Source organism: Erwinia aphidicola, from assembly GCF_024169515.1.
Lineage (GTDB): Bacteria > Pseudomonadota > Gammaproteobacteria > Enterobacterales > Enterobacteriaceae > Erwinia > Erwinia aphidicola.
Window position 1 is genome coordinate 4,367,526 of record NZ_JAMKCQ010000001.1, and the last position, 23,715, is coordinate 4,391,240.

Genomic DNA, 23,715 nt, shown 5'->3' on the forward strand with positions numbered 1-23,715 from the left:
CAGCGCCTTCATGCTAAGGTGGCACAAACTGTCAAATGGAGCCGCAGCATGTCTTATCAACGCCCTGTACTCGCCGCCATCTTTGATATGGATGGCCTGCTGATCGATTCAGAACCGCTATGGCACCAGGCCGAGCTGGACATCTTCAATACCCTTGATGTTGACCTCAGCCGCCGTAAAGAGCTGCCCGAGGCGCTCGGCCTGCGCATCGATCAGGTGGTGCGCATGTGGTACGAAACCCTGCCGTGGAGCGGCCCTTCCCAGGCGGAAGTGACGCAGCGCGTGATTGCCCGCGCGCTGAGCCTGGTAGAGGAGCGCCGCCCGCTGCTGCCGGGCGTTGAGCATGCGTTAAAGCTGTGCCAGGCCGAAGGGCTGAAGATTGGCCTCGCCTCCGCCTCCCCGCTGTTTATGCTGGAGCGCGTGCTGGAGATGTTTGACCTGCGCGACTATTTTGAAGTGCTGGCCTCGGCAGAATCTCTGCCCTACAGCAAACCGCACCCGCAGGTTTACCTTGATGCCGCCGCCCGGCTTGGCGTCGACCCACTGAACTGCGTCACGCTGGAAGACTCCTTTAACGGCATGATCGCCACTAAAGCCGCACGTATGCGCTCTATAGTGGTGCCTGACGCCAGCTACGCTGAAGATGCACGCTGGGCGCTGGCGGAGGTCAAGCTGAGCAGCCTGCAGCAGCTCACCCCTGCTCATCTGCGCGGTGGTTAAACCCTGAAAAGGTGCTGCCTGTGCAGCACCTCTCAATAAAAATAAAACAATGTTTCATTTTTATTGAATTACCCTCTTCCTGCGCCTATGCTCCCTGATAACCTCATTAATCAGGAAGCCGCTATGATCCTCAATGCTTTTAACCTCGAAGGGAAAGTCGCACTGATCACCGGATGCAACACCGGGCTGGGTCAGGGTATGGCCGTCGGTCTGGCGCAGGCCGGATGTGACATTATTGGCGTCAACCGCTCCGCTGCCTGCGCAACGGCAAAGCAGGTGAGCGCGCTCGGACGCCGCTTTATCAGCATCACCGCCGACCTGTCGGACAGCCACTGCGTGCCAAAGGTGATGGAGCAGGCGCTGGCAGCCTGCCCGCGGCTCGATATCCTGGTCAACAATGCCGGGATTATTCGCCGCGCAGAGGCGCTGAATTTCAGTGAGCAGGACTGGGATGACGTCATGAACATCAACAGCAAGACGCTGTTCTTTCTTGCGCAGGCGGTGGCGCGCCAGTTCGTTCAGCAGGGGCACGGCGGCAAAATCATTAATATCGCCTCAATGCTCTCTTACCAGGGCGGCATCCGCGTACCTTCGTATACCGCCTCGAAAAGCGCGGTAATGGGGCTGACGCGCCTGATGGCCAACGAATGGGCGCAGTACGGCATCAACGTTAATGCCATCGCCCCGGGCTATATGGCCACCAACAACACCGAGCAGCTGCGTGATGACGAAGAGCGCAGTCAGCAGATCCTCGAGCGCATCCCGAGCGGTCGCTGGGGCGAGAGCCGCGATATGATGGGGCCGGTGGTGTTTCTTGCCTCCAGCGCGGCGGACTACGTCAATGGCTATACGCTGGCCGTCGACGGCGGCTGGCTGGCGCGGTAAGCCAAATGCGGGTCAGTTTCTGCGCGACCCGCTCAACATTTCACTGATGTAAAAATATTTATCTTTCGTTACAGCGTCACATATTTATTCTACTGTATATATTCCCTATACTGGATGCATTGACAGTTATGCACCAGGTGTTCCCATGACGGCCGAAGGCCACCTCATATTTGCCATTGCCAGCGCCATTTTCGCCAAGCGTGCGGAACTGACGCCGGTGCTGGCCAGCGCAGACTGGTGGCATATTATTCCGGCTACCCTGCTCACCTGCCTGCTGCCGGACATTGACCATCCCAAATCTTTTCTCGGTCAGCGCCTGAAGTGGCTGTCGCACCCTATTGCGCGCGCCTTTGGTCATCGCGGATTTACCCACAGCCTGCTGGCGTTGGCGGGCGGCGTCGCGCTGCTACAGCTGAAGCTGCCCGCTGGCTGGCTGATCCCTGCCGATGCCTTCCAGGGCATGGTGCTGGGCTACCTCAGCCACATTGTTGCCGATATGCTGACGCCCGCCGGGGTCCCCCTGCTGTGGCCGTGCCGCTGGCGCTTCCGCCTGCCGCTGCTGAGAAGCCAGAAAGGTAACCAGCTGGAGCGTGCGCTGTGCCTCGCGCTGGTCGGTTATGCCATCTGGTTTCCGCCGGGAATGCCACCGTTTGGTGCGACCGGCTGGACCAGTCAGGTGGTCAATTCGGTACAAAATGGCTTTAGCCGGGTAATAAATCCGCAAAACGGACATTAATCAGGCAATAACGCAGCAAAAGTTATAAATCATTCCTTTTGGATATAAGCCTGCACCATCACTAGCTGCTACCATTTCGCCCTTGTGCTGGTTACTGCGCGTCAGAAATTAACTGAAGTCAGTTATGGCACTTTTGCCGACTATTTTTGGGAGAAATGGGAAATGAATTTTCCGCTAATTATTAACCTGGTAGCGTTCGTGGCGCTGCTGCTGCTGGTAGCAAAAACCGGCCGCACCGGCTGGAGCCTGTCGAAGAAAGTGCTGTTCGGCCTGGTGGTCGGCGTACTGTTTGGCCTCGCGCTGCACACCATTTACGGCGAAAACAGCCCGGTTATCAAAGAGTCTGTCAGCTGGTTTAACCTGGTCGGCGGCGGTTACGTTCAGCTGCTGCAGATGATTGTGATGCCGCTGGTGTTCGCATCGATTCTCAGCGCCGTAGCCCGTCTGCATAACGCCTCATCGCTGGGTAAAATCAGCGTACTGACCATTGGCGTGCTGCTGTTCACCACCGCCATTGCCGCCGCGGTTGGCGTATTCGTCACCTGGCTGTTCGGCCTCAACGCCGGTGGCCTGGTGCAGGGCGCGCAGGAAAGCGCACGCCTTGCGGCCATTCAGAGCAGCTATGTCGGCAAGGTCGCCGATCTCAGCGCGCCGCAGCTGCTGCTCTCCTTTGTACCGAAAAACCCGTTTGCCGACCTGACCGGTGCCAACCCTACTTCGATCATCAGCGTAGTGATCTTCTCCGCCTTCCTGGGCGTGGCGGCTCTGCAGCTGCTGAAGGATGATGTCGAAAAGGGCCAGCGCGTGCTGAAAGCCATCGATACGCTGCAGTCCTGGGTGATGAAGCTGGTGCGCCTGATCATGAAGCTGACGCCTTACGGCGTGCTGGCGCTGATGACCAAAGTGGTGGCAACCTCTAACCTGAGCGACATCATCAAGCTTGGCAGCTTCGTGCTGGCCTCCTACCTCGGCCTGGCGATTATGTTTGCCGTGCATGCCCTGCTGCTGTCGGTCAACGGCGTGAATCCGCTGCGCTTCTTCCGTAAAGTGTGGCCGGTTATCACCTTTGCCTTCACCAGCCGCTCCAGCGCCGCGACTATTCCGCTGAGCGTGGAAGCGCAAACTCGTCGTCTGGGTATTCCAGAGTCGATTGCCAGCTTTGCGGCATCCTTTGGTGCCACCATTGGTCAGAACGGCTGTGCCGGTCTTTACCCGACCATGCTGGCGGTAATGGTGGCGCCAACCGTGGGCATCAACCCGTTTGACCCGATGTGGATTGCCACGCTGATCGGCATCGTGACCCTCAGCTCTGCGGGCGTTGCCGGCGTCGGCGGTGGCGCGACCTTCGCTGCGCTGATCGTTCTGCCTGCGATGGGCCTGCCGGTCACGCTGGTGGCCCTGCTGATCTCCATCGAGCCGCTGATTGATATGGGCCGCACCGCGCTCAACGTCAACGGTTCCATGACTGCCGGTACGCTGACCAGCCAGTGGCTGAAGCAGACTGATAAAGCGATTATGAACACCGACTCAGACAGCGAAGCCGAACTGGCACATCGTTAATCCTCCTGCGGGTCGGCACTTGCCGGCCCGCCTCATTTCGTCATATCCCTGCATTTAACGGGCGTATATCCCTCACTGTTCTATAGTTACTGTTGCCCTAAAACGACAGCAACTGGAGTAGATGAGTCATGCCGAAAGAACACAAACCGCAGCAGCAGAAGCCCACTACCGCCCCTGACAACGCCAAAGTGGCTGCGCTGGAACCCTTTCGCAAAAATGGAATGGAACAACCACTGACCACCAATCAGGGTACTCGCATCGCCGATGACCAGAACTCACTGCGTGCCGGAACGCGCGGACCGACGCTGCTGGAAGACTTCATCATGCGTGAGAAGATCACCCACTTTGACCACGAGCGCATCCCGGAGCGTATTGTCCATGCGCGCGGCTCTGCGGCACACGGCTACTTTCAAACCTATCGCGACATGAGCGAGGTTACCAAAGCGGACTTTCTGCGCTCCCCGGAAAGCGTCACGCCAGTATTTGTCCGCTTCTCCACGGTGCAGGGCGGCGCGGGTTCCGCCGATACCGTGCGTGACATCCGCGGCTGGGCCACCAAGTTCTATACGGAGGAAGGCGTTTTCGACCTGGTGGGCAACAATACCCCGGTGTTCTTTATCCAGGATGCGCATAAGTTCCCTGATTTTGTCCACGCGGTAAAACCAGAGCCGAACAATGAGATGCCGCAGGGGCAAAGCGCCCACGACACCTTCTGGGATTATGTTTCCCTGCAGCCAGAAACCCTGCACAACGTCATCTGGGCGATGTCCGATCGCGGCATTCCGCGCAGCTACCGCACCATGGAAGGTTTTGGCATTCACACCTTCCGCTTTATCAACGCCGAAGGGAAAGGGACGTTTGTGCGCTTCCACTGGAAGCCGGTGGCGGGTAAAGCCTCGCTGCTGTGGGACGAGTCACAAAAGCTGACCGGCCGCGATCCCGACTTCCACCGCCGCGACCTGTGGGAAGCGATCGAAGCGGGAGACTTCCCGGAATATGAGCTGGGCGTGCAGCTTATTCCCGAGGCTGACGAATTCAACTTCGATTTTGACCTGCTGGATGCCACCAAGCTGATCCCTGAAGAGCTGGTGCCGGTGCAGCTGATTGGCAAAATGGTGCTCAACCGCAACCCGGATAACTTTTTCGCCGAAACCGAGCAGGTGGCCTTCCACCCGGGTCATATCGTACCGGGAATGGATTTCAGCAACGACCCGCTGCTGCAGGGGCGCCTGTTCTCCTACACCGATACCCAGATCAGCCGTCTTGGCGGCCCGAACTTCCATGAAATTCCGATTAACCGCCCGGTCTGCCCGTACCACAACTTCCAGCGCCAGGGCATGCACCGTATGGAGATCGATACTAACCCGGCCAACTACGAACCCAACTCGATCAACGACAACTGGCCGCGCGAAACGCCACCCGCGCCACAGCGCGGCGGTTTTGAGAGCTATCAGGAGCGTATTGAAGGGCATAAAGTGCGCGAGCGCAGCCCCTCTTTTGAGGAGCACTACTCGCAGCCGCGCCTGTTCTGGCAGAGTCAGACGCCGGTGGAACAGCAGCATATCGTCGATGCTTTCTCCTTCGAGCTAAGCAAAGTTGGCCGCGCCTACATTCGCGAGCGCGTGGTGGACCAGCTGGTGCATATCGATATTTCGCTGGCGAACAGCGTGGCGGAGAACCTTGGCCTGACCCTTTCCGAACAGCAGCTGCAGACGGCACCACCAAAGGACGTCAATGGCCTGAAAAAAGATGCCAGCCTCAGCCTGTATGCGGTGCCAAGCGGCAGCATTAAAGGCCGCAAGGTGGCGCTGCTGCTGAGCAATGGTTTCAACGCGGCCGATACGCTGGCTGCGCTGCAGGAGCTGAAAAATCACGGGGTGCATGCCAAATTGCTGGCGGCGCACATGGGCGAGGTTCACGCGGATGACGGCTCGACGCTGACCGTGGATGCTACCTTCAGCGGCCTGCCTTCGCTGACGTTTGACGCGGTGCTGGTGCCCGATGGCAACATCGATGCCCTGCTGCTGCGCGGCGATGCCTGTTATTTCCTGCTGGAAGCCTACAAGCACCTGAAAGTGATCGGGCTGAGCGGCAACGCACGGCGCTTTAAGGCACAGTTCGGGCTGGCTGACGAAGATGAAGAAGAGGGCATCATCTGCGACAGTAAAACTGAGGGGGTGTTGATGAGCGAATTCCTGGCCGCGCTGGCTGCTCACCGTATCTGGTCACGCAGCCAGAAAGCGCTCAGCGTCCCGGCGTAAGCGCCCTGCTCATCACAATCTGAGGGCAATCGTGGCGGTCAGGTAAAGGAAACGTTAAGCGCTGTAAGCAGCGGCAAATGGCGAGGGGTTGGCGCTTGTATTTATCCCGGGTAAGGAAGATGCTGAACCCGGTATGAACCAGGAGAATGCTTATGAAAAAGGTGATAACCACACTTTTCGCCTTATCGCTGCTTACCCCGGCGCTGGCATCGGCCCATCCCGGCGGCTGGGGTCCCGGCCCCGGTCCGGGCTGGCATCATGGCGACGGCGGCTGGCACGGCGGCCACGGACCCGGGCGCTTATCGTTTCTGCCCGGTGCTGCCGCTGCGGTGCTGATTGGCGGCCTGACTTACTATGTGCTTAACGGCAACTACTACCAGCGCCAGAACGATAACACCTATGTGGTGGTTGACCGCCCGGTGGAACATTACCGTGACAGTTACGACGACATGCGCGCGCTGGATTACAACGGTGAGCGATTTTACGTGCAGGACGGCCATTACTACCGCCGCAGCATCAACGGTGAATATCTGGAAGTTCCACGGCCGCCGGGTCTGTAACTTGCTAAAAATGACAAAAAAAAACGGTCACCGCGGTGACCGTTTTTTTTACGTAACCAACAGTTACTTGGTGGTAGCCTGCGGGTCGGTATCGTAATCTTTGCAGCTCTGGAAGCCGTAGTTCATCACACGGCCGGTGTCGCTATAGCTGACAAAGTAAGTCTGCTGTTTACCGTCACGTTCGCCCAGCACATACGTCTGGCAGGTGCCGCGAGCGTGGACCATGGTAATTTCGGTAGAAGGTGGGCCGGCGATGTCACGCACCTGCTGGCGGGTCATCCCTTTTTTCACGTCCTGCACTACAGGTTTGGTGACATAACTTTCCGCCCGGTCGTAGGCAGTACAGCCAGACAACACGGCCAGGGCAACAGCAGCACCAATCAATCCCGTCAACTTACGCATTTATTCTTCCTCATTTATTGTCCATGTAGCTCTAAGCCTGGAATATAAATGCAGATTTATCAACTTTATGGCGTCAAATTAATATCGATCTCTCTGCTCCACGCCTATAATGCAGCCCTTGAGAATGAACATTCGCATTCCTGTAACGGCTGAAGCTTACTGGCTGTTATGGGTCACTCACCCCCAGGCGGAGGGCCGATGAGCTCACAAGTAGAAGCACGCGAGGCGCGCCACCGTCTGCGCCAGGACGAGATTATCTCCGCTGCCCGCCGCTGTTTTCGCCAGCATGGTTTTCATGCCGCCAGCATGTCGCAGCTGGCGCTGGAAGCGCGGCTCAGCGTGGGGCAAATCTATCGCTACTTCATCAATAAAGATGCGATTATCGAAGAGATCATCCGCCGCATTATCGACCACCGCCTGCAGGAGATGATCTCCACCAGCGGCAACGTCCACCTGCCCGAGCTGCTGGCGTGGCGCAGGGTGCTGAATGAAGAGGATGAAGCCCTGATGATCGAGGTTGCCGCCGAAGCCACGCGCAACCCGCGAGTGGCACAGATGATGGCCGATGCCGATCAGCGCATGTTCACCCAGGCCTGCTGCAAAGTGGCGGCTGAACATCCTGAGTTCAGCCCCGAGCGGGTTCGCGCCTCGGTTGAGATCCTCGCCGTGATGGTGGAAGGCACCTCTTACCGCCGCATCACGCCGCAGAAAGCGTCGGCACAACGTCTCTATACCCTTTATCAGCAAATTAACGACCTTCTTTTCAAATCAGAGGAATCATGACACCTGCTCATCCCAAACGTCTTGGCTATGCCATCACGCTCGGCCTGCTGGCGGCGCTTGGCCCGCTCTGCATCGATCTCTACCTGCCCGCGCTGCCGGAACTGGCTAAAGACCTGCACACCCCGACCGCCACGGCACAGCTGAGCCTGACCGCCGGCCTGCTCGGCCTCGGCTTAGGCCAGCTGTTTTTCGGCCCGCTGAGCGATAAATATGGCCGTATCCGCCCGCTGCTGCTGTCGCTGGTGCTATTGCTGGTGGCCTCCATTGGCTGTGCGCTGGCGCAGGATATCCATCAGCTGCTGCTGGCGCGGCTGTTTGAAGGGCTGTCCGGGGCTGGCGGTGCGGTGCTGTCGCGCGCCATTGCCCGCGATATGTACAGCGGCCATGAGCTGACCAAATTCTTTGCGCTACTGATGCTGGTCAACGGCCTGGCGCCGATTGCTGCACCAGTGCTGGGCGGCGCGCTGATGGCGTTTCTCGACTGGCGCGGGCTGTTTATGGTGCTGGCGGCGATTGCCGTGCTGCTGTTTGTGCTGGCACGCCTCAAGCTGCATGAGACCCTGCCCGCTGCGCGCCGCAGCCAGGGCAGTCTGTTCTCGGCGTGGGCGGCCCTCGGCCAGGTGGTCACCCATCGCCCATTTATGGGCTTCTGCCTGACGCAGGGCTTTATGATGTCGGGCATGTTCGCCTATATCGGCGCATCGCCGTTCGTCCTGCAGCAGATCTACCAGCTTTCCCCTCAGGCATTCAGCTTCTGCTTCGCCGCCAATGGGGTCGGCCTGATTATTGCATCACAGGTAAGTGCCCGCCTCAGCCCACTGTGGGGCGAGTACCGCGTGCTGAAAGGCGGCCTGGTGCTGGCGTTCATCTCTTCCGGCAGCCTGCTGGTGGCGGGGCTAAGCAGTGCGAGCCTGCCGCTGGTACTGGTGGCGCTGTTCTTCAGCGTGGCAAGCAACGGCGTGATCTCCGTTACCGCCGCCTCGCTGGCGATGCAGAGCCAGGGGCACCGTGCCGGCAGCGCCTCGGCCGTAATTGGCGTCACCATGTTTACCCTGGGTGGCATCAGCGTTCCGGTTACCGGTATCGGTGGCACCTCGGTACTGACCATGAGCGCCACCATCTTTGGCTGTTATATGCTGGCGATTCTGATGTTCAATCTGCTGGCACAGAAAGCGAAAACAGCCTGACCCAATCAGACCCGGTGCAGAGAGTAACGTATTGATTGTTGTGGTTTCGCGCCGGGCACGTTAGCTTAAACAGATAAATTGCACACCGTCGCCGCCAGTCGGCGCTGAAAATGAGGAGAGGTAAATGGCTCTGCAACAGGACATTATCGCGGCGCTGGGCGTCAAGCCCACTATTGATGCTCAGGCAGAAATTCGCACCAGCGTTGAATTTCTTAAATCCTATCTGAAAACGTATCCGTTCCTGAAGTCGCTGGTGCTGGGCATCAGCGGCGGTCAGGACTCTACCCTGACGGGTAAGCTGTGCCAGATCGCCATTAACGAACTGCGGGCTGAAACCGGCGACGGCAGCTACCAGTTTATCGCGGTGCGCCTGCCGCACGGCGTACAGGCCGACGAGCAGGACTGCCAGGACGCCATTGCGTTTATCCAGCCCGACCGCGTGCTGACGGTGAACATCAAGGCAGCGGTGCAGGCCAGCGAGCAGGCGCTGCGCGATGCCGGAATCACGCTTTCCGATTTTATTCGCGGCAACGATAAAGCGCGCGAGCGCATGAAAACCCAGTACAACATTGCCGGTATGACCTCCGGCGTGGTGGTCGGCACCGACCACGCGGCGGAAGCCGTCACTGGCTTCTTTACCAAATACGGCGATGGCGGCACCGATATCAATCCGATCTTCCGCCTGCACAAAGGCCAGGGTAAGCAGCTGCTGAAAGCGCTGGGCTGCCCGGAGCACCTCTATCTGAAGCACCCCACCGCCGACCTTGAAGACGATCGTCCGGGCCTGCAGGATGAAGTGGCGCTGGGCGTGACCTATGAGATGATCGACCGCTATCTGGAAGGGCAAACTATCGACCCGGCGGCAGCGAAAACCATCGAGAACTGGTATCTGAAAACCGAACATAAACGCCGCCCGCCGATCACGGTGTTTGACGATTTCTGGAAACGTTAACACCTTCGGCCTTTTCACCGGTTATTCCTTACGCGAAAACTCCTGCTATACTGTGCGCATACACAGTAGCCGGAGTTTTTAGTGGCCAGAAGAATAGCCAGTCATCGCCTTGAGTTTGAACCCGCCGCAATCTACCAGTATCCGGAACAGCTGCGTCCGTGGCTGGAATCCCTGCCCACCCTGCCCGGCGTCTATATTTTTCATGGTGAAAGCGAAACCCTGCCGCTGTATATCGGTAAAAGCGTCAATATCCGCAGCCGGGTGCTGTCGCATCTGCGCACCCCTGATGAGGCACGCATGCTGCGCCAGGCGACGCGCATCAGTTTTATCCCTACCGCCGGTGAGCTGGGCGCCCTGCTGCTGGAAGCGCAGATGATCAAACTGCAGCAGCCGCTGTTCAATAAACGCCTGCGTAAAAACCGCCAGCTGTGCGCGCTGCAGATCCGCGCCGGGCGCCCGCAGGTGGTGTATGCCAAAGAGGTCGACTTCTCGCACACGCCGGATCTGTTCGGCCTGTATGCCAGCCGCCGCGCCGCGCTGGACACCCTGCAAAAAATTGCCGACGAGCAGCGGCTCTGTTACGGCCTGCTGGGGCTGGAAACGCTGACGAAAGGTCGCGCCTGCTTCCGCTACAGCCTGAAACGCTGCGCCGGAGCCTGCTGTGGGGAAGAGTCACTGGAGGCGCACCAGCAGCGCCTGCTGGCGGCGCTGGACGCCGTGCGCCTGCAGTGCTGGCCATGGCCGGGTGCCGTGGCCGTGGTGGAAAAGGGCGTCAGCCAGCAGCAGATACATGTGATCAATAACTGGCTCTACCTCGGTTCAGTCAGCGATCTGGCGGATGCCGCCGCCCTGTGCACCACCCCGCCCGGATTTGACAGCGATGGTTATAAGATCCTCTGCAAGCCGCTGCTGAAAGGCAGCCTGCCGATCATCCCTCTACCCGGCGCCTGAACAAAACAAAACCGCCGACGGTGACCACGGCCATTCAGGCGGTGTGGGCAACGTCGGCGGTCTCAGATTTTTTGCAGCCATCCCGGCTCAAACGGGGCAGGCATCCCTCACCCCGTTGAAACTAGCGGATTTACTCTTCTGCAGGCGCCATTTTACCTTCATGGTGCGGCTTTTCAGTCAGACGTTTCTCAAAGTTCTGATTAAACTGTTTTTTCTGCTCAGGAGTCAGCACGTTATACAGCTTGTTCTGCGTCTCCAGCATCGACATTGCCCGCGCTTTGCCGTTGGCAGACATCTGTTCAGCCTGCGCTTCTGCCTTCGCCTTGTCGAAGCTGTCGGAGGCGATAATGTTATGTGCTGCGCGGCGCTCTTCCAGCGACGGGCGCTTCATCTCTTTGTGTGACTCTTTCATGATGGTGCGCATCTGTTGTTTCTGCGCGTCCGTCAGATTCAGTCCTTTAAACATCTCGTGTTGCATACCACCGTGACGCGGCGGCTTATGCGTCATCGGCTTGTCGGCACCCGCCGGCGGTGGCGTCAGAGTATCAGCGGCTGCATGAACGATATTTGCAGCACCCAGAGCCAGTGAAGCGGCAACAAAAACAGAGGTTAATTTACGCATAATATAGTCCTTACTTTTCAGTTCAATGACGACGCGATTGTCGTGATGTCGGAAGCAAGTTTACGGCGCTGAACGTCAAGTAGTCAGAGCGTCAGTAAAGCCCTGAAAGCATAAAAGACAATTTCACGTCAATCATGAAGAGAATGCGAAGATTACGGTGAGGAATTGCAAAAGAATATGAATTTTCACAGGTTTATGCAGAAATTATGGAGGAGTGTAATCCGTGCGGCAGGATAGCGAAAGGAAAAAGTTAACCCATTTGCGGCGACTGGCAATTGCCTGCCAGAGCCGCCACGGGGCGGCTCACCTTCCGCTTACGGCGTCGAGCCCAGCGCCTCATTATGCGCATTATCTTCGACCAGCATCAGCCCGGCTCGCAGGCCGACCGCGACGTTGGGATTAGGGAACAGCACATACTCCCGCGCCTGCTGGACAAAATAACGCTTCTCGCCATCTTCCGCCAGCAGCGTGCCCTGTGGGAAAACGGTGAAGTTCAGCGTGTCATCGCTCATATGCAGCACAAAGCTCTCCGACAAACGGGTGATCTGCTGGGAGACCCGATAGCGGCGCGGCGCCTCAGCGACGGCAGGCAGTTCACCCCCGCAAATCAGCGCGCTCAGCGCCTCGCGGGCGGCGCTGAACTGGCTGAGGTCGTTCTGGCCAAACGGCAGTGCTTTACCCAGCTCCAGCGTGCAGCTGGCAGCCTGAAAATGCTGGCTGCTGTAGTGGGTAAAGGTGCCGCCCGGCGCGCGGTGGAACACCAGCGCCTCCAGTCCGGCAACGCCCAGCCATGCCATAAAATCGTCCGGCCACGGCGTGTCGCGCAGCGGCAGCACGCCAAAGCGCGTATGCCATGAGCCGCGGATTGCGGTGTGCATATCAATATGCCAGCGCACCTCTTCGTACTCGCCGGCCTGCCAGAAGTTCTCCATCGCCTGCTCCAGTCGCCAGGCGCGGCGCGCTTCCGGACAGTCTTCATACTGCTGCCAGCGGCCGCCAAACATCCGGTTCATATCGCCGTGCAGATAGCGCTTATTGCGCCGCAGCGCTGCCGGATTACCATAAATCACCAGCAGACGCGTCTGCAGCGGCCGCTCGCCGCGTAGCAGAGCGTCCAGCAGCGGCTCAACAATTTCCACCGGTGCCGTTTCGTTGCCGTGGATCCCGGCTGAGACCACCAGTGCCATGGTCGCCGGTTGGGTCGGGGTCAGTTCAACAATCCCCTCATCGATCCAGCGCCAGCTGAGATGCTCATTACGCCCCTCAGGCGCGGAGGGGGTTTGCCCGTTTAGCGTGGTGGTGAGGAAGTCCTGCATCGATACTCCTTAGAATCAATCGCCGTTCAGCCCTGACAGGCCGGAGCTGATCTCCGGCCCTGCGATCATCGCGTTACTGCTGAAAACGGTAAACATTGCCTAAGTTTAGCAGCTTCGTCAGCTCATCGAGAGCTTCACGTCCTTCGCGCAGCAATTGCGGGTCGGCGAGGTCAGCCTGCGACAGCCGATCGCGGTAGTGGCGCTCTACCCAGCCGTTGAGCGTGGCGAACAGCTGGTCGTTCATCATCACCGCCGGATTGACCGCCGCCTGCTGCCGCTCGTTCAGCACCACGCGCAGGCGCAGACAGGCCGGGCCGCCGCCGTTGCACATACTTTCGCGCAGGTCGAATACTTTCAGTTCATCAATCAAGCCGCCGCTGGTGACCAGCTCGCTGAGATACGCCCAGACGCCCGCATGGCGGCGCGCCTCTTCCGGCAGCACCAGCAGCATTTTGCCGTCCGGCTTGCTCAACAGCTGGCTGTTAAACAGGTACGTTGCCACCGCATCGGCCACGCTAACCCGGCTGGCAGGAACTTCGATGGCGCTGAAGCCCGGCACTTTCGCTCCCAGCTCCGCCAGCAGCTGCGGCTGATTCACAAAGGCCTGCTGATGGCAAAACAGCGCCTGCTGGTTGCTGACGGCAATCACATCATTGTGGAACACCCCCTGGTCGATCACCGCCGGATTTTGCTGAGCAAACACGGTGCGGGCCGCATCAAGCTGATGCAGCCGCGCCACGGCTTCACTGGCCTCCAGCGTCTGGCGCGCCGGGTAACGCACGGGAGCCACCTCGCCACTGCGCTCTGCGCGCCCGTAGACAAACAGCTGCACGCCCGGCTCGCCGTAGCCGTTGCCAAAGCGGTTGTGGTTGGCCGCGCCCTCGTCACCAAACATCGCCACCTGCGGCAGCGCATCGTGCACGCTGAAGTGGTCACGATCGCGGAAAATGGCGCGCAGCAGCGCCGCCGTGGTAGGGGCTTCTATCGCGCGATGAAACTTATTGTTCAGGTTGGCCACGGTGAGATGCACGCGACCGTCGGCGCTGTCCGCTGAAGGGGATACGGTCGCGGCATTGGCGACCCACATCGCCGACGCCGAGCTGGCGGCAGAAAGCAGCTGCGGCGCCTGTTTTGCCGCCTGCGCCAGCACCTGCGCATCGCTGCCGCTGAAACCAATCTGGCGCAGGGCTGCAATATTTGGCCGCTCGTGCGGCGGGATCACCCCCTGGGCAAAGCCCATATCCGCCAGCGCTTTCATCTTCATCAAGCCCTGCAGCGCCGCCAGCTTCGGGTTAGAGAGCTGGTGCTGGTTGCGGGTTGAGGCTTCATTGCCAAACGACAGCCCGGCATAGTGGTGGGTCAGCCCCGGCAGGCCGTCAAAGTTGACTTCACGTGCGCTCATCGGGCACCTCCCGCATCGCTAAAATCGAGGCCCGGTGACAGAGTGGCAGGCAGCGACAGATCGCTGGACTCCAGCGAGGCCATCGGCCAGGCGCAGTAGTCTGCGGCGTACCAGGCGCTGGCGCGGTGGTTGCCGGAAGCGCCGATGCCGCCGAATGGCGCGGTACTGGCTGCCCCGGTCAGCGGTTTATTCCAGTTCACGATCCCGGCGCGCGCTTCAATCAGCAGCCGCTCAAACTTCTCACGCTGTGGGGAGATCAGCCCGCAGGCCAGGCCGTAGCGGGTGTTATTAGCAATGCGGATCGCCTGGTCGAAATCGTCATAGCGGATCACCGTCAGCAGCGGCCCGAACACCTCTTCATCCGGCAGGCTGGCAACATCGGTCACGTCAATAATGCCCGGCGTCAGGATCGCGCTGTCGCGCTGCGGCCACTGCATCGCCAGCAGCACTTTGCCGCCGCTATCGATGCGTGCCTGCCATTCGCTGTAGATCTTCTCAGCGGCCTGCAGCGAGATCACGCTGCCCATAAAGGGCTGCGGCTCGGCATTCCAGCTTCCGCTGCGAATTTTTGCCGCCACTTCAACCAGGCGTTGCAGGAAGGCATCCCCCGCCGCGCCGCGCTTCACCAGCAGACGGCGCGCACAGGTGCAGCGCTGCCCGGCGCTGATAAACGCCGACTGAATGGCGATATGCACCGCGCCGTCGATATCATCAGGATCTTCGACGATCAGCGGATTGTTGCCGCCCATCTCCAGCGCCAGCATTTTAGCAGGCTGCCCCGCCAGCTGACGGTGCAGCTGATAGCCGGTTGCCGCACTGCCGGTAAACAGCACGCCGTCCACCTGCGGCTCCTGCGACAGCGCCTGGCCGGTTTCGCGCCCGCCCTGTACCATATTCAGCACGCCACCCGGCAGCCCGGCACTCAGCCACAGCCGCACGGTGATCTCCGCCGTCAGCGGCGTCAGCTCGCTCGGTTTGAACACCACGCAGTTGCCCGCCAGCAGCGCTGGCACGATATGCCCATTCGGCAGATGTCCGGGGAAGTTATACGGGCCGAATACCGCCATCACCCCGTGCGGACGGTGGCGCAGTGAGCTGTCGGCGCCATTCTGCTCGCCGGTGCGCTGATGATAGGCGCGCACGGAGATCGCCACTTTATTGATCATCGCCTGAACTTCGGTCTGGGTTTCCCAGCGCGGCTTGCCGGTTTCGCGCGAGATCGCCTCGCTCAGCTCCACTTTGCTTTTTTCCAGCAAAACGGCAAATTTCTCGGCAATTGCCTGACGCTCGGAGAACGGGCGGCGCGCCCACGCTGGAAACGCAGCCCGGGCCGCGGCACAGGCGTCGGTCACCTGCCCGGCGCTGGCGGCTTTACCCTGCCACAGCAGCTCGCCGTGTACCGGATCGGTTTTAGTGATGTTGTCGCCGCCGCCGATCAGCCACTGGCCGTTAATACAGTGCGTCATGCTTTTTTCTCCTCACGAAAAAGTGTCACCACCCGCAGCTTATCGCCCGGCTGGCACAGCAAAATGTCTGCCTGTTCTGGCGTAATGCTGATGCTCTCTGCCTCTGCATCGGCAGGCAGCAGGATCGCGCGAAACTGCTGATAGTTTTCATTCGATACCAGGCACAGCGGCAGCTGTTCGTCCTGCTGCTGGTCGATGCGCGCCGTCATGTGGTGGCTTTTACGAATCGCCCGTACGCGGTCAATGTCGCACTCCAGCGTCGGGCCGCCGTCGAAAATGTCGACGTAGTTCTGGAACTGAAAACCCTCGGCTTCCAGCACGGCACGCGCCGGAGCCGTTTGCGGGTGAACCTTGCCGATCACCTCACGCGCTTCTTCCGTCAGGTAGTCGATATAAAGCGGATGCTTCGGCATCAGTTCGGCGATAAACGCCTTCTGCCCGGTGCCGCACAGATAGTCGGCATCGGCAAAGGACATGGAGAAGAAGCGGCTGCCGACGCTGTCCCAGAACGGTGAAACCCCTGCGTCATCAATCCAGCCGCGCATCTCCGCAACCACTTTTTGCATAAAATGCTGGCGAAAGCCGGCCATAAACAGAAAGCGCGATTTAGATAACAGGTAACCGTTTTTACCGTTGCGGTAGTCCGGGTCGAGGAACAGCGTACAGAGTTCGCTGCTGCCGGTATGGTCGTTGCTGAGCGACAGCGTCGGCAGCATGTTGTAGACGTTCAGCTCTTTCGAGGCGTGCACCTGGGTGCCGACGCGAAAGTTGTACCACGGGTCCTGCAGGCCAACCGCCACTTCAATCGCGCAGATCCCGACGGCTTTCTGGCTCTCACTGTCGGCCAGCACAAAAACGTATCCCTGTTCTGCACGCGGCAGTTTACCCTGCCAGGTCAAAATCGAACGTTCGATACGCGCCGACAGCGTGTCGCTGTCGGCAGGCAGTGAGGTCAGTCCCCCGCCGGTTTTGCCGGCGAGGTGCATCAGCTGCGCCAGATCGTCTCGTTCAACGGGACGAATAAACATCATAGGCCGGCTCCTTCAGTGAGCGTACGGCAGGCGCGTTCAAAGCGTGCCAGCCCTTCGGTCACTTCCTCGCGGGTGATAATCAGCGACGGCGCAAAACGCACCACGTTGGCTCCGGCAATCAGTACCATCAGCCCTTCGCTGGCCGCCGCCTGATTGATCTGCTTAGCCTTACCCTGGTAATCCTGGTTGAGCACGCAGCCGATCAGCAGGCCGAGGCCACGCACCTCAGTGAACAGATGCAGGCGCTGGTTAATCTCGTTGAGGCCGTCAACAAACCACTGGTGACGCTCTTTCACGCCGGCCATCACCTCCGGACGATTGATCAGCTCCATCACTTTTCCACCCACCGCCCCTGCCAGCGGGTTGCCGCCGTAGGTGGTGCCGTGGCTGCCAACGTTGAGGTGCGCCGCCAGCGTTTCGGTGGTCAGCATCGCACCAATCGGGAAGCCGCCGCCCAGCGCTTTGGCGGTGGTCAGCACGTCCGGCGTGACGCCGTAATGCATATAGGCATACAGCGAACCTGTGCGGCCCACGCCGCTCTGCACTTCGTCAAAAATCAGCAGCGCGCCATGCTGGTCGCACAGCTCACGCAGGCCACGCAGGAATGCCGGCTGCGCCGGAACCACACCGCCTTCGCCCTGGATCGGTTCAACGATCACCGCGCAGGTGCTGTCGCTGATCAGCGCGGCAGCGGAGGCGAGGTCGTTATATACCGCGTGCTGAATACCGCCCGGCAGCGGGGCAAAATCTTTCGAGTAGGCGGGCTGCCCACCGGCAGAAACGGTGAACAGCGTGCGGCCGTGAAACGCGTTGTTAAACGCCACGATGCCATTTTTCTTTTCAGCACCATTATCATGGGCCACTTTACGCGCCAGCTTCAGCGCCGCTTCGTTGGCTTCCGCACCCGAGTTACAGAAAAACGCCCGGTCGGCAAAGGTGGCATCCACCAGCTGCTTCGCCAGGCGCAGGATGGGCTCATTGGTATAGCCGTTGCCGGTGTGCCACAGCAGTGCAGCCTGCTGCTGCAGGGCCAGCTGCAGATCCGGGTGTGCATGGCCCAGGGCATTAACCGCAATGCCACCGGCAAAGTCGATATACGACTTGCCCTCCTGATCCCATAAGGTCGACCCTTCAGCCCTGACCGGCACAAAGCTGGCAGGTGCGTAGGTAGGAACAATCCATTGATCAAAGTTTTGACGGGTGACTGACGGTTGCATAGCGGCCTCGTATTTCATTATCCCCTGCTGCATGCAGGGTGAATTAAAAGTTTAAAAAATGTTAATGAGATGATTCATTGCAGCTCTACTGTAGATTGCACGCTGCGTGCCAGCTAGCGGTAAAAATGCATAAACCATTTTGAACAACCGTATATCAATCACTTACGTCAAATTGCTATTCACACTTAATGCATAAAAAGTGAATAAGATTCCGATCCGCCCGGCTTAACCGCACAATAAAAAGCAGAATTATGCATTGCTAAAATAAAATATCGATTATGTGATCGAAGCCAGAATTAGGTTTTAAAAAGAGGCAGTTAGCGCACCAAAATGAACCAGTTGCACCAAAAGAGGGAGGGTTAAGAATGGTTAAAACTCAACACGGGTGGCAGGCTGCCACCCTGTAAAACGGTCAATTACCCGCTCAGGCCGTCATGCGCTCGTTCCATGAGTCTTTGAATACAATGTTTCCGTTACAGTGCTTCCACGTAATGATTTCGTAGCGCAGCATAATGGTTTCTAAATGCGTGCCCGTTGAGGCTCCGGGATAGAGATCCGGCGTGATTGAAACGATTTTGAGGTTATCGAGGAGGATATTGAAATATTCCATTTCCCGACCGGCCTCAGAGATCTCATACAGCTTAATGATCCCGCTTTTCAGCTTTGCTCCGCTCACCAATGCCCGGTAGAGCAGCGGGGTGGTTTTATCGAACTCCTTTTGCACCATAATCGGCGCGTGCACTCGGGTTCCGGTCAGGCGACCGGTATTGCCATCAATAGGAATATTAAGATTATGGCTTAGCGATTTTAACTCAATCGCGCCAACTCGCCCGTTAACCAGCGAGCCACCGACGATAGGCGCGCCACCTTCATCTTCTAACCATAAATAGGCAGGATTTGACATGCTAAACTCCTTCTTAGTTAAAAATATCCATAAAGTCGGGTGCTGCTCTGCAACCTATATTTCGGGGTATTGGTTACGCGTTCACTTTAACTTATCAAACGGCGCTGAGATTTTGGTAAAAATCACAACAAGGCCAAGCCAGCCTACAGCGGTAAGAACAAGCCAGTATTTTGGAAAGAAATACCCAAAGAACATTGCTACAGCCACCATGGCTAGCGGGAATAAGTATTCTGACAAAATCATTGATATCAGGCTTTTAAACATCAAAGATATCTCCCATGATTTTTACGGCCTCTTCAACACTAACGCCCTCGTGTAATTTATTTCTAATCTGCTGCACAGCAAAATTAAGTATGGGGTCAACAAAAATATAGAGCATTTCTAATTGCAACTCATAAAGAGCCCAGTAATAATTAGGCTCGATAGCCTTAAGCTTTCTTGCTGCCATCGCTGCCTTCTGCTCAATGCCATAGACTTGAGCCACCTGCACCAGGTAAGGCATGTTTTTAGAAACTATTTCAGTAACACTTTCAGTTAATATCTTTGACTCAGCCATACTTTTTGCCAAAGGATAGATAAGTGCAAGGCGTGTTGTTTTACCTACAAACCTATTGCCCTGAGCCTCTGTAAACACCCGCACTAAATTACGGACAGTACCTTTCTCATTTTTTCCTGTTGCATCATCTACAACCATTGAAATGTACATCATAATCATCAACTGGATCGCATCACGATATCTATAGAGTGATTTTATTGAGAGATACATCCGATAATCTTCGGTTTTCAATTCCTGGCAGACATCTGCATACCTTTCAGTCAGGCAGGAGGTGTACCAGGAAGCGCGCTCCACTCCAGAGTAAACATTAGAAACCACGCCCTGGGCAGAACGGATAACGTTTTTAAGCCCGGCTTCCGAATAAAGCGCAAGCTGCCTGTCGCTGTGAAACTTCAGTTTTAACAGATCTGATGCAGACATCATTACCTCCCCAATAAGTTGAGTTAATTTTTTCATCGTGTCGCATTCAGATAGCGTGAACCTATCGTAAAAATGCTAAATATCTACACCCGATGATTTAACGACCGCAATCATCAACAGACAGTCAACGTCGCAGTCGCTAAAGGGCTATTCAGCATTAAACAATCATTACGTCAGGCGATAGTGTTTATCCGGCACCGGGGTATCGGGCAGTTCGGTTTCCAGACTCATCTCGCGCAGGTTGATCTCAATATTGATACACATGGCATCCAGCGGCAGATGGTTTTTGGCAAGTCCAAACGGCATCTCCAGCTCCTCTGCCAGCGTGTCCAGCGACAGGAAGGTATAGGAGATAAACACCGACACCAGCGGCGTCATGTAATGCAGGTCCGGCACCAGCGCGAACGGCAGCAGCGTACAGAACAGGTAGACCGTGCGGTGCAGCAGCAGGCCGTAGGCAAAGGGCACCGGCATGCTCGCCAGCCGCTCGCAGCCGCCCAGCACCTGCGACAGCTGGTTAATATTGCTGTCCATATGCTGGTAGAGAATATCGGAAATATTGCCACGACGTCGCTGTTCCGCCAGCCAGTTCGACAGCTGCAGCTCAATAAAGTTAGTCGGCGCGCGGCGCGTTAAGATTTCATCGGCTTCATCACCCAGATAGCGGCGCAGGTCCGCATGGGCATCGGTGCGGCGCAGCTGGTGCTTCAGGCTGTAGCAAAATGCCAGCAGCAGCGCCATCACGCGCGGCGCTTCTGCGGGGGAAATGGCCTGCGCCAGCCGCTGCAGCGTGCGGCAGGCAATCAGTAAGTTGCCCCAGAACATGCGCGCCTCGATAAAGCGACCAAAGCAGACGCTGTTGCGAAAGCCAAGAAACACCGCAATCGACACCCCGAGCAGGCTGAACGGGGCCAGCGTCAGCTTAATCCCCAGGGTTTCATACCAGTCGAGACAGTAAATCGCGATGATCGACATCAGCAGATTCAGCGACAGGCGGAACCAGATGCCAGGTAATACCGAACCGTGCCAGGCGAACAGGCGGACAAACCAGTGACTATTTGTTGGGCGGATGATCATGATGTGAGGATGAGTGGGATTTTTCGCGATTGTGCGGAAAAATCTCGCGCCTGAGAAGTGATATTTTGTGAGTTTAATCACATATATTTGCTGGCCGCATATTGACAAAAATCACCCTCTCAGCGGCCAGAACATTCCCCTGTTTTCAGGGTGCCATCAGGTTGAAATCGCCGTTATCCGGAGCCTGTAGCGTCACGGGAGGTGCCAGCTTGAGGGTGATCCAGTTCGAGGTAACGCGCTGTTGCCTGCTGTCCTCCAGCGTCACCGACAGATGATATTCATTGCTGGCCCCTTCGCTGCTATCCCACGCGGGAATAATGATGCTCCAGCCCTGGGTACTGGCATTGCTGGCCGGTGGCGTCAGGCTCAGGGCCTGGGTATCCCCCTGCCAGCTGACCGCTTTAATCGCATTGCTGTTGCGCACCTGCAGCTTGAGCGGCAGGGTTTCGCCCGGCTGCACCTGCCACGGCGGCGTGGCAAGGAACACCGACAGGGTTTTACGCTGGCGGAAGGCCATCACCGGGGAATTATTGCGATCGACGCTGTCATAGCGGCTGCCGCTCAGCGACTGCGCCGCCGCGACGTTATCTGCCGATAGCTGTTTACTCAGCGCCACGCCGATGCGGTAGTTCATCTTCAGGGCGAACTGATCCTGCGACTCGCCGCCGTCGCCCTCTTTATGCTGCGCGCTGAGGGTGAACAGCGGCACCGGGGTGTAATTGACGCCGAACGAGACCGCCGCAGGATTGGTCATCTGGGTGCCGCTGTTAAACAGGTCAACGTTCTGGCCAAGGTACTGCTCATAGCTGAGCGAGACGCCCAGCTGGCGGTAAAACGGCAGGTAGCCGCGGGTAGTAATATCGTAACCGCGCGCCATGCGCATCTGGCTGGTACTGCTGCGGTTGCGCCAGCCGGAGAGCGGCTGGTAGTAGTTGGCGGAGAAGCGTAAATACTCGCCCCAGGCCTCGGCCCCCAGCGAACCGCGCTGCTGGCTGGAGTCGATGAGATCGTCGACAAAGGCGTTATAGCCAAGTCGCCAGCTGCCGGCGATCCAGCGCTGACCGAGACCGGCATTGCCCACCGTGCCATATTCCGTCTGCTCAACGCCCAGCTGGCTAAAGGTGAGATACTGGTAGTTATCCTGCCACGGCGTCAGCAGCTGCGCCGAGGTGCCGTTAAAGCTCCCTTCCGCATCAACGTTAAGCGATACCGTGGCGCGCCCGTAGGGGGACAGCAGCTGTTCGCCCTCGCTGGCGACGCGCTCGCTGGCCGCATCGCGGAAGCGGTTGAACGCCCAGATCCCCGCCTGTTCACGCAGCGACTTATCGCTGTCGCTGTTCATACTGGCTTCGCCAATCGTTTTCGCTGCCGTGGCGATTTTTTTCGCCAGCTCGCCACTGCTGTCGGTACTGCCCAACTCAGGCAATTGCTGCTGGAGCTGGCTAAAGCGGGCGGGATCGTCAAACGGGGCATCGGCAACGCGGTCAGAAGCGTCAAAGGCATACGCCGGGCACAGCGGCAAACCGCTGACCGCAAGGGTGATGAACAGCGCTGAAAGGGGGAATGGGTGTTTAAATCTGGTCATAACCTCGAAGCAGTGTAGTTTTATAAAAAGTGAGATCTGATTCACAAATCAATAAAACTAACCTTAACACATATTCGCGGGAAGGTCGGATTATCGGGCACGCCCGGAGCTTAAACCGTCGCGCCCGCGGTAAAAAACGTCAAGGGTCTACCTCAGGACATAATCAGGCCACCGTCAACGTTAATGGTCTGCCCGGTAATGTAACGCGCATCGTCAGAAGCGAGGAATGCCACCAGCCCCGCGACGTCCTGTGGCTGCCCGGCGCGCTTCAGCGGAATGCCTTCCACCCATTCAGCCATCAGCTCACCCTTGCCGTATTTTTTACTGTCGCTGCTGAGGATCTCACCCCACACGCGATCGTTGTAGTCCCACATTTCACTCTCAATAATTCCCGGACAGAAGGCATTAACCGTGACGTTGTAACGTGCCAGCTCCTGCGAGAGGCTCTGGGTGATACCGATCACTCCCATTTTGCTGGCGGCGTAGTGCGGCGTATAGATAAACCCCTGGCGGCCCTGTCCTGAGGAGGTGTTGATCAGGCTGCCCGACTGCTGTTTAACCATGTATTTTGCCGCTTCACGGCAGCACAGCCAGACGCCGGTGGTGTTAACCGCCAGAATTTTATCGAAGTCACTTTTCGGCATTTTGTCGAAGGTGTCGATAGTAATCACCCCGGCATTTTGAATCGAGACGTCGATGCTGCCAAAACGTTCGTTGGCCTGGCGGTAAAGCCCCTGCACCTGCTCTTCATCGGTCACATCGACCTGCAGTGCCAGAATCTCGCTGCTGTGCGCCGCTTTCAATTTTTCGGCGGTGGCAAATACGCGTTCGGCGTTAGATACCATCACCAGGTTCGCGCCATCACGGGCAAAACGTTCCGCAATGCCGGCACCGATACCACGACAGGCCCCGGTAATCACCACGGTTTTTCCACTAAAATCTCGCTTCATCTGCTGCTCCTGTTGCAATATTCGTCGTTGACCGGCGGGTCGGGCATGCCCGCCCCCTACGGGTATTGGCAATGTGCACGTATTTTTGTAGGGGCGAGGCATGCTTGCCCCACCCGGAATTTGGCAATGTGCTCGTATTTTTGTAGGGGCGAGGCATGCTTCGCCCGGTGGT

Annotated in this window: 22 protein-coding genes and 1 pseudogene; 10 read left to right on the top strand and 13 right to left on the bottom strand. The window is 57.9% G+C overall.

Annotation, left to right across the window (positions count from 1 at the left end):
* Positions 1 to 48: 48 nt before the first annotated feature.
* The 6 genes and pseudogenes from hxpB to J2Y91_RS20495 all read left to right on the top strand — a co-directional run bounded on the left by hxpB (position 49) and on the right by J2Y91_RS20495 (position 6,722).
* Entirely contained in the window at positions 49 to 720 is a 672-nt protein-coding gene (gene hxpB, locus J2Y91_RS20470; protein ID WP_253539278.1) for a hexitol phosphatase HxpB, read from the top strand.
* Positions 721 to 843: 123 nt separating this feature from the next.
* A complete protein-coding gene (gene kduD / locus J2Y91_RS20475; RefSeq protein WP_133623490.1) occupies positions 844 to 1,605 on the top strand; it encodes a 2-dehydro-3-deoxy-D-gluconate 5-dehydrogenase KduD in 762 nt (253 codons plus the stop codon).
* Between the two features lie 145 nt (positions 1,606 to 1,750).
* Complete coding sequence (locus J2Y91_RS20480; protein ID WP_133623489.1) at positions 1,751 to 2,341, top strand: metal-dependent hydrolase; 591 nt, start codon at positions 1,751 to 1,753, stop codon at positions 2,339 to 2,341.
* Between the two features lie 162 nt (positions 2,342 to 2,503).
* Entirely contained in the window at positions 2,504 to 3,901 is a 1,398-nt protein-coding gene (locus tag J2Y91_RS20485) for an L-cystine transporter (RefSeq protein WP_133623488.1), read from the top strand.
* 170 nt (positions 3,902 to 4,071) lie between these two features.
* A pseudogene (gene katE / locus J2Y91_RS20490) lies at positions 4,072 to 6,162 on the top strand (catalase HPII); the annotation flags it as partial.
* A gap of 152 nt (positions 6,163 to 6,314) precedes the next feature.
* Complete coding sequence (locus J2Y91_RS20495) at positions 6,315 to 6,722, top strand: DUF6515 family protein (RefSeq protein ID WP_048916221.1); 408 nt, start codon at positions 6,315 to 6,317, stop codon at positions 6,720 to 6,722.
* Positions 6,723 to 6,785: 63 nt separating this feature from the next.
* Here the strand turns inward: J2Y91_RS20495 and osmE are convergent, their stop codons facing one another.
* Positions 6,786 to 7,124 carry an osmotically-inducible lipoprotein OsmE gene (osmE, locus tag J2Y91_RS20500; protein ID WP_048916222.1) on the bottom strand — a complete coding sequence of 113 codons (339 nt, stop codon included), beginning with the start codon at positions 7,122 to 7,124 and terminating at the stop codon, positions 6,786 to 6,788.
* Positions 7,125 to 7,322: 198 nt separating this feature from the next.
* Here osmE and J2Y91_RS20505 point away from each other — a divergent pair, with 198 nt between their 5' ends.
* The 4 genes from J2Y91_RS20505 to cho all read left to right on the top strand — a co-directional run bounded on the left by J2Y91_RS20505 (position 7,323) and on the right by cho (position 10,997).
* Positions 7,323 to 7,907 carry a TetR/AcrR family transcriptional regulator gene (locus J2Y91_RS20505; RefSeq protein WP_133623486.1) on the top strand — a complete coding sequence of 195 codons (585 nt, stop codon included), beginning with the start codon at positions 7,323 to 7,325 and terminating at the stop codon, positions 7,905 to 7,907.
* Positions 7,904 to 9,094 (top strand): multidrug effflux MFS transporter, encoded by a 1,191-nt coding sequence (locus J2Y91_RS20510; RefSeq protein ID WP_133623485.1) that lies wholly within the window; start codon positions 7,904 to 7,906, stop codon positions 9,092 to 9,094. The genes J2Y91_RS20505 and J2Y91_RS20510 overlap by 4 nt, the downstream gene beginning before the upstream one ends.
* Positions 9,095 to 9,218: 124 nt before the next feature.
* Positions 9,219 to 10,046, top strand: a complete 828-nt coding sequence (nadE, locus tag J2Y91_RS20515) for an NAD(+) synthase (RefSeq protein WP_133623484.1) — start codon at positions 9,219 to 9,221, stop codon at positions 10,044 to 10,046.
* 81 nt (positions 10,047 to 10,127) lie between these two features.
* Positions 10,128 to 10,997 (top strand): excinuclease Cho, encoded by an 870-nt coding sequence (gene cho, locus J2Y91_RS20520; RefSeq protein ID WP_133623483.1) that lies wholly within the window; start codon positions 10,128 to 10,130, stop codon positions 10,995 to 10,997.
* Between the two features lie 130 nt (positions 10,998 to 11,127).
* Here the strand turns inward: cho and spy are convergent, their stop codons facing one another.
* The 12 genes from spy to J2Y91_RS20580 all read right to left on the bottom strand — a co-directional run bounded on the left by spy (position 11,128) and on the right by J2Y91_RS20580 (position 23,543).
* On the bottom strand, positions 11,128 to 11,619 hold the full coding sequence (gene spy / locus J2Y91_RS20525) for an ATP-independent periplasmic protein-refolding chaperone Spy (protein ID WP_133623482.1): 492 nt from the start codon (positions 11,617 to 11,619) through the stop codon (positions 11,128 to 11,130).
* Positions 11,620 to 11,933: 314 nt separating this feature from the next.
* A complete protein-coding gene (astE, locus tag J2Y91_RS20530; protein ID WP_133623481.1) occupies positions 11,934 to 12,935 on the bottom strand; it encodes a succinylglutamate desuccinylase in 1,002 nt (333 codons plus the stop codon).
* A 73-nt stretch (positions 12,936 to 13,008) separates the two neighbouring features.
* Positions 13,009 to 14,337, bottom strand: coding sequence for an N-succinylarginine dihydrolase (astB, locus tag J2Y91_RS20535; RefSeq protein ID WP_133623480.1), 1,329 nt, complete (start codon positions 14,335 to 14,337; stop codon positions 13,009 to 13,011).
* Positions 14,334 to 15,803: a succinylglutamate-semialdehyde dehydrogenase gene (gene astD, locus J2Y91_RS20540; RefSeq protein ID WP_133623479.1), complete on the bottom strand. Its 1,470-nt coding sequence runs from the start codon at positions 15,801 to 15,803 to the stop codon at positions 14,334 to 14,336. Before astD ends, astB begins: the two co-directional genes overlap by 4 nt.
* The gene (gene astA / locus J2Y91_RS20545; protein ID WP_133623478.1) at positions 15,800 to 16,834 is read right to left on the bottom strand and encodes an arginine N-succinyltransferase; all 1,035 of its coding nucleotides are present in this window, start codon (positions 16,832 to 16,834) and stop codon (positions 15,800 to 15,802) included. Before astA ends, astD begins: the two co-directional genes overlap by 4 nt.
* Entirely contained in the window at positions 16,831 to 18,051 is a 1,221-nt protein-coding gene (locus J2Y91_RS20550) for an aspartate aminotransferase family protein (protein WP_133625058.1), read from the bottom strand. The genes astA and J2Y91_RS20550 overlap by 4 nt, the downstream gene beginning before the upstream one ends.
* Before the next feature lie 424 nt (positions 18,052 to 18,475).
* The gene (locus J2Y91_RS20555) at positions 18,476 to 18,955 is read right to left on the bottom strand and encodes an Hcp family type VI secretion system effector (protein WP_133623477.1); all 480 of its coding nucleotides are present in this window, start codon (positions 18,953 to 18,955) and stop codon (positions 18,476 to 18,478) included.
* A gap of 81 nt (positions 18,956 to 19,036) precedes the next feature.
* Positions 19,037 to 19,219, bottom strand: coding sequence for a hypothetical protein (locus J2Y91_RS20560; RefSeq protein WP_133623476.1), 183 nt, complete (start codon positions 19,217 to 19,219; stop codon positions 19,037 to 19,039).
* On the bottom strand, positions 19,212 to 19,967 hold the full coding sequence (locus J2Y91_RS20565; protein ID WP_133623475.1) for a hypothetical protein: 756 nt from the start codon (positions 19,965 to 19,967) through the stop codon (positions 19,212 to 19,214). The genes J2Y91_RS20560 and J2Y91_RS20565 overlap by 8 nt, the downstream gene beginning before the upstream one ends.
* A 132-nt stretch (positions 19,968 to 20,099) precedes the next feature.
* The gene (locus J2Y91_RS20570; RefSeq protein ID WP_133623474.1) at positions 20,100 to 21,008 is read right to left on the bottom strand and encodes a bestrophin family protein; all 909 of its coding nucleotides are present in this window, start codon (positions 21,006 to 21,008) and stop codon (positions 20,100 to 20,102) included.
* 145 nt (positions 21,009 to 21,153) lie between these two features.
* On the bottom strand, positions 21,154 to 22,593 hold the full coding sequence (locus tag J2Y91_RS20575; protein ID WP_133623473.1) for a YchO/YchP family invasin: 1,440 nt from the start codon (positions 22,591 to 22,593) through the stop codon (positions 21,154 to 21,156).
* A 152-nt stretch (positions 22,594 to 22,745) separates the two neighbouring features.
* Complete coding sequence (locus J2Y91_RS20580) at positions 22,746 to 23,543, bottom strand: SDR family oxidoreductase (protein WP_133623472.1); 798 nt, start codon at positions 23,541 to 23,543, stop codon at positions 22,746 to 22,748.
* Between the last annotated feature and the right edge of the window lie 172 nt (positions 23,544 to 23,715).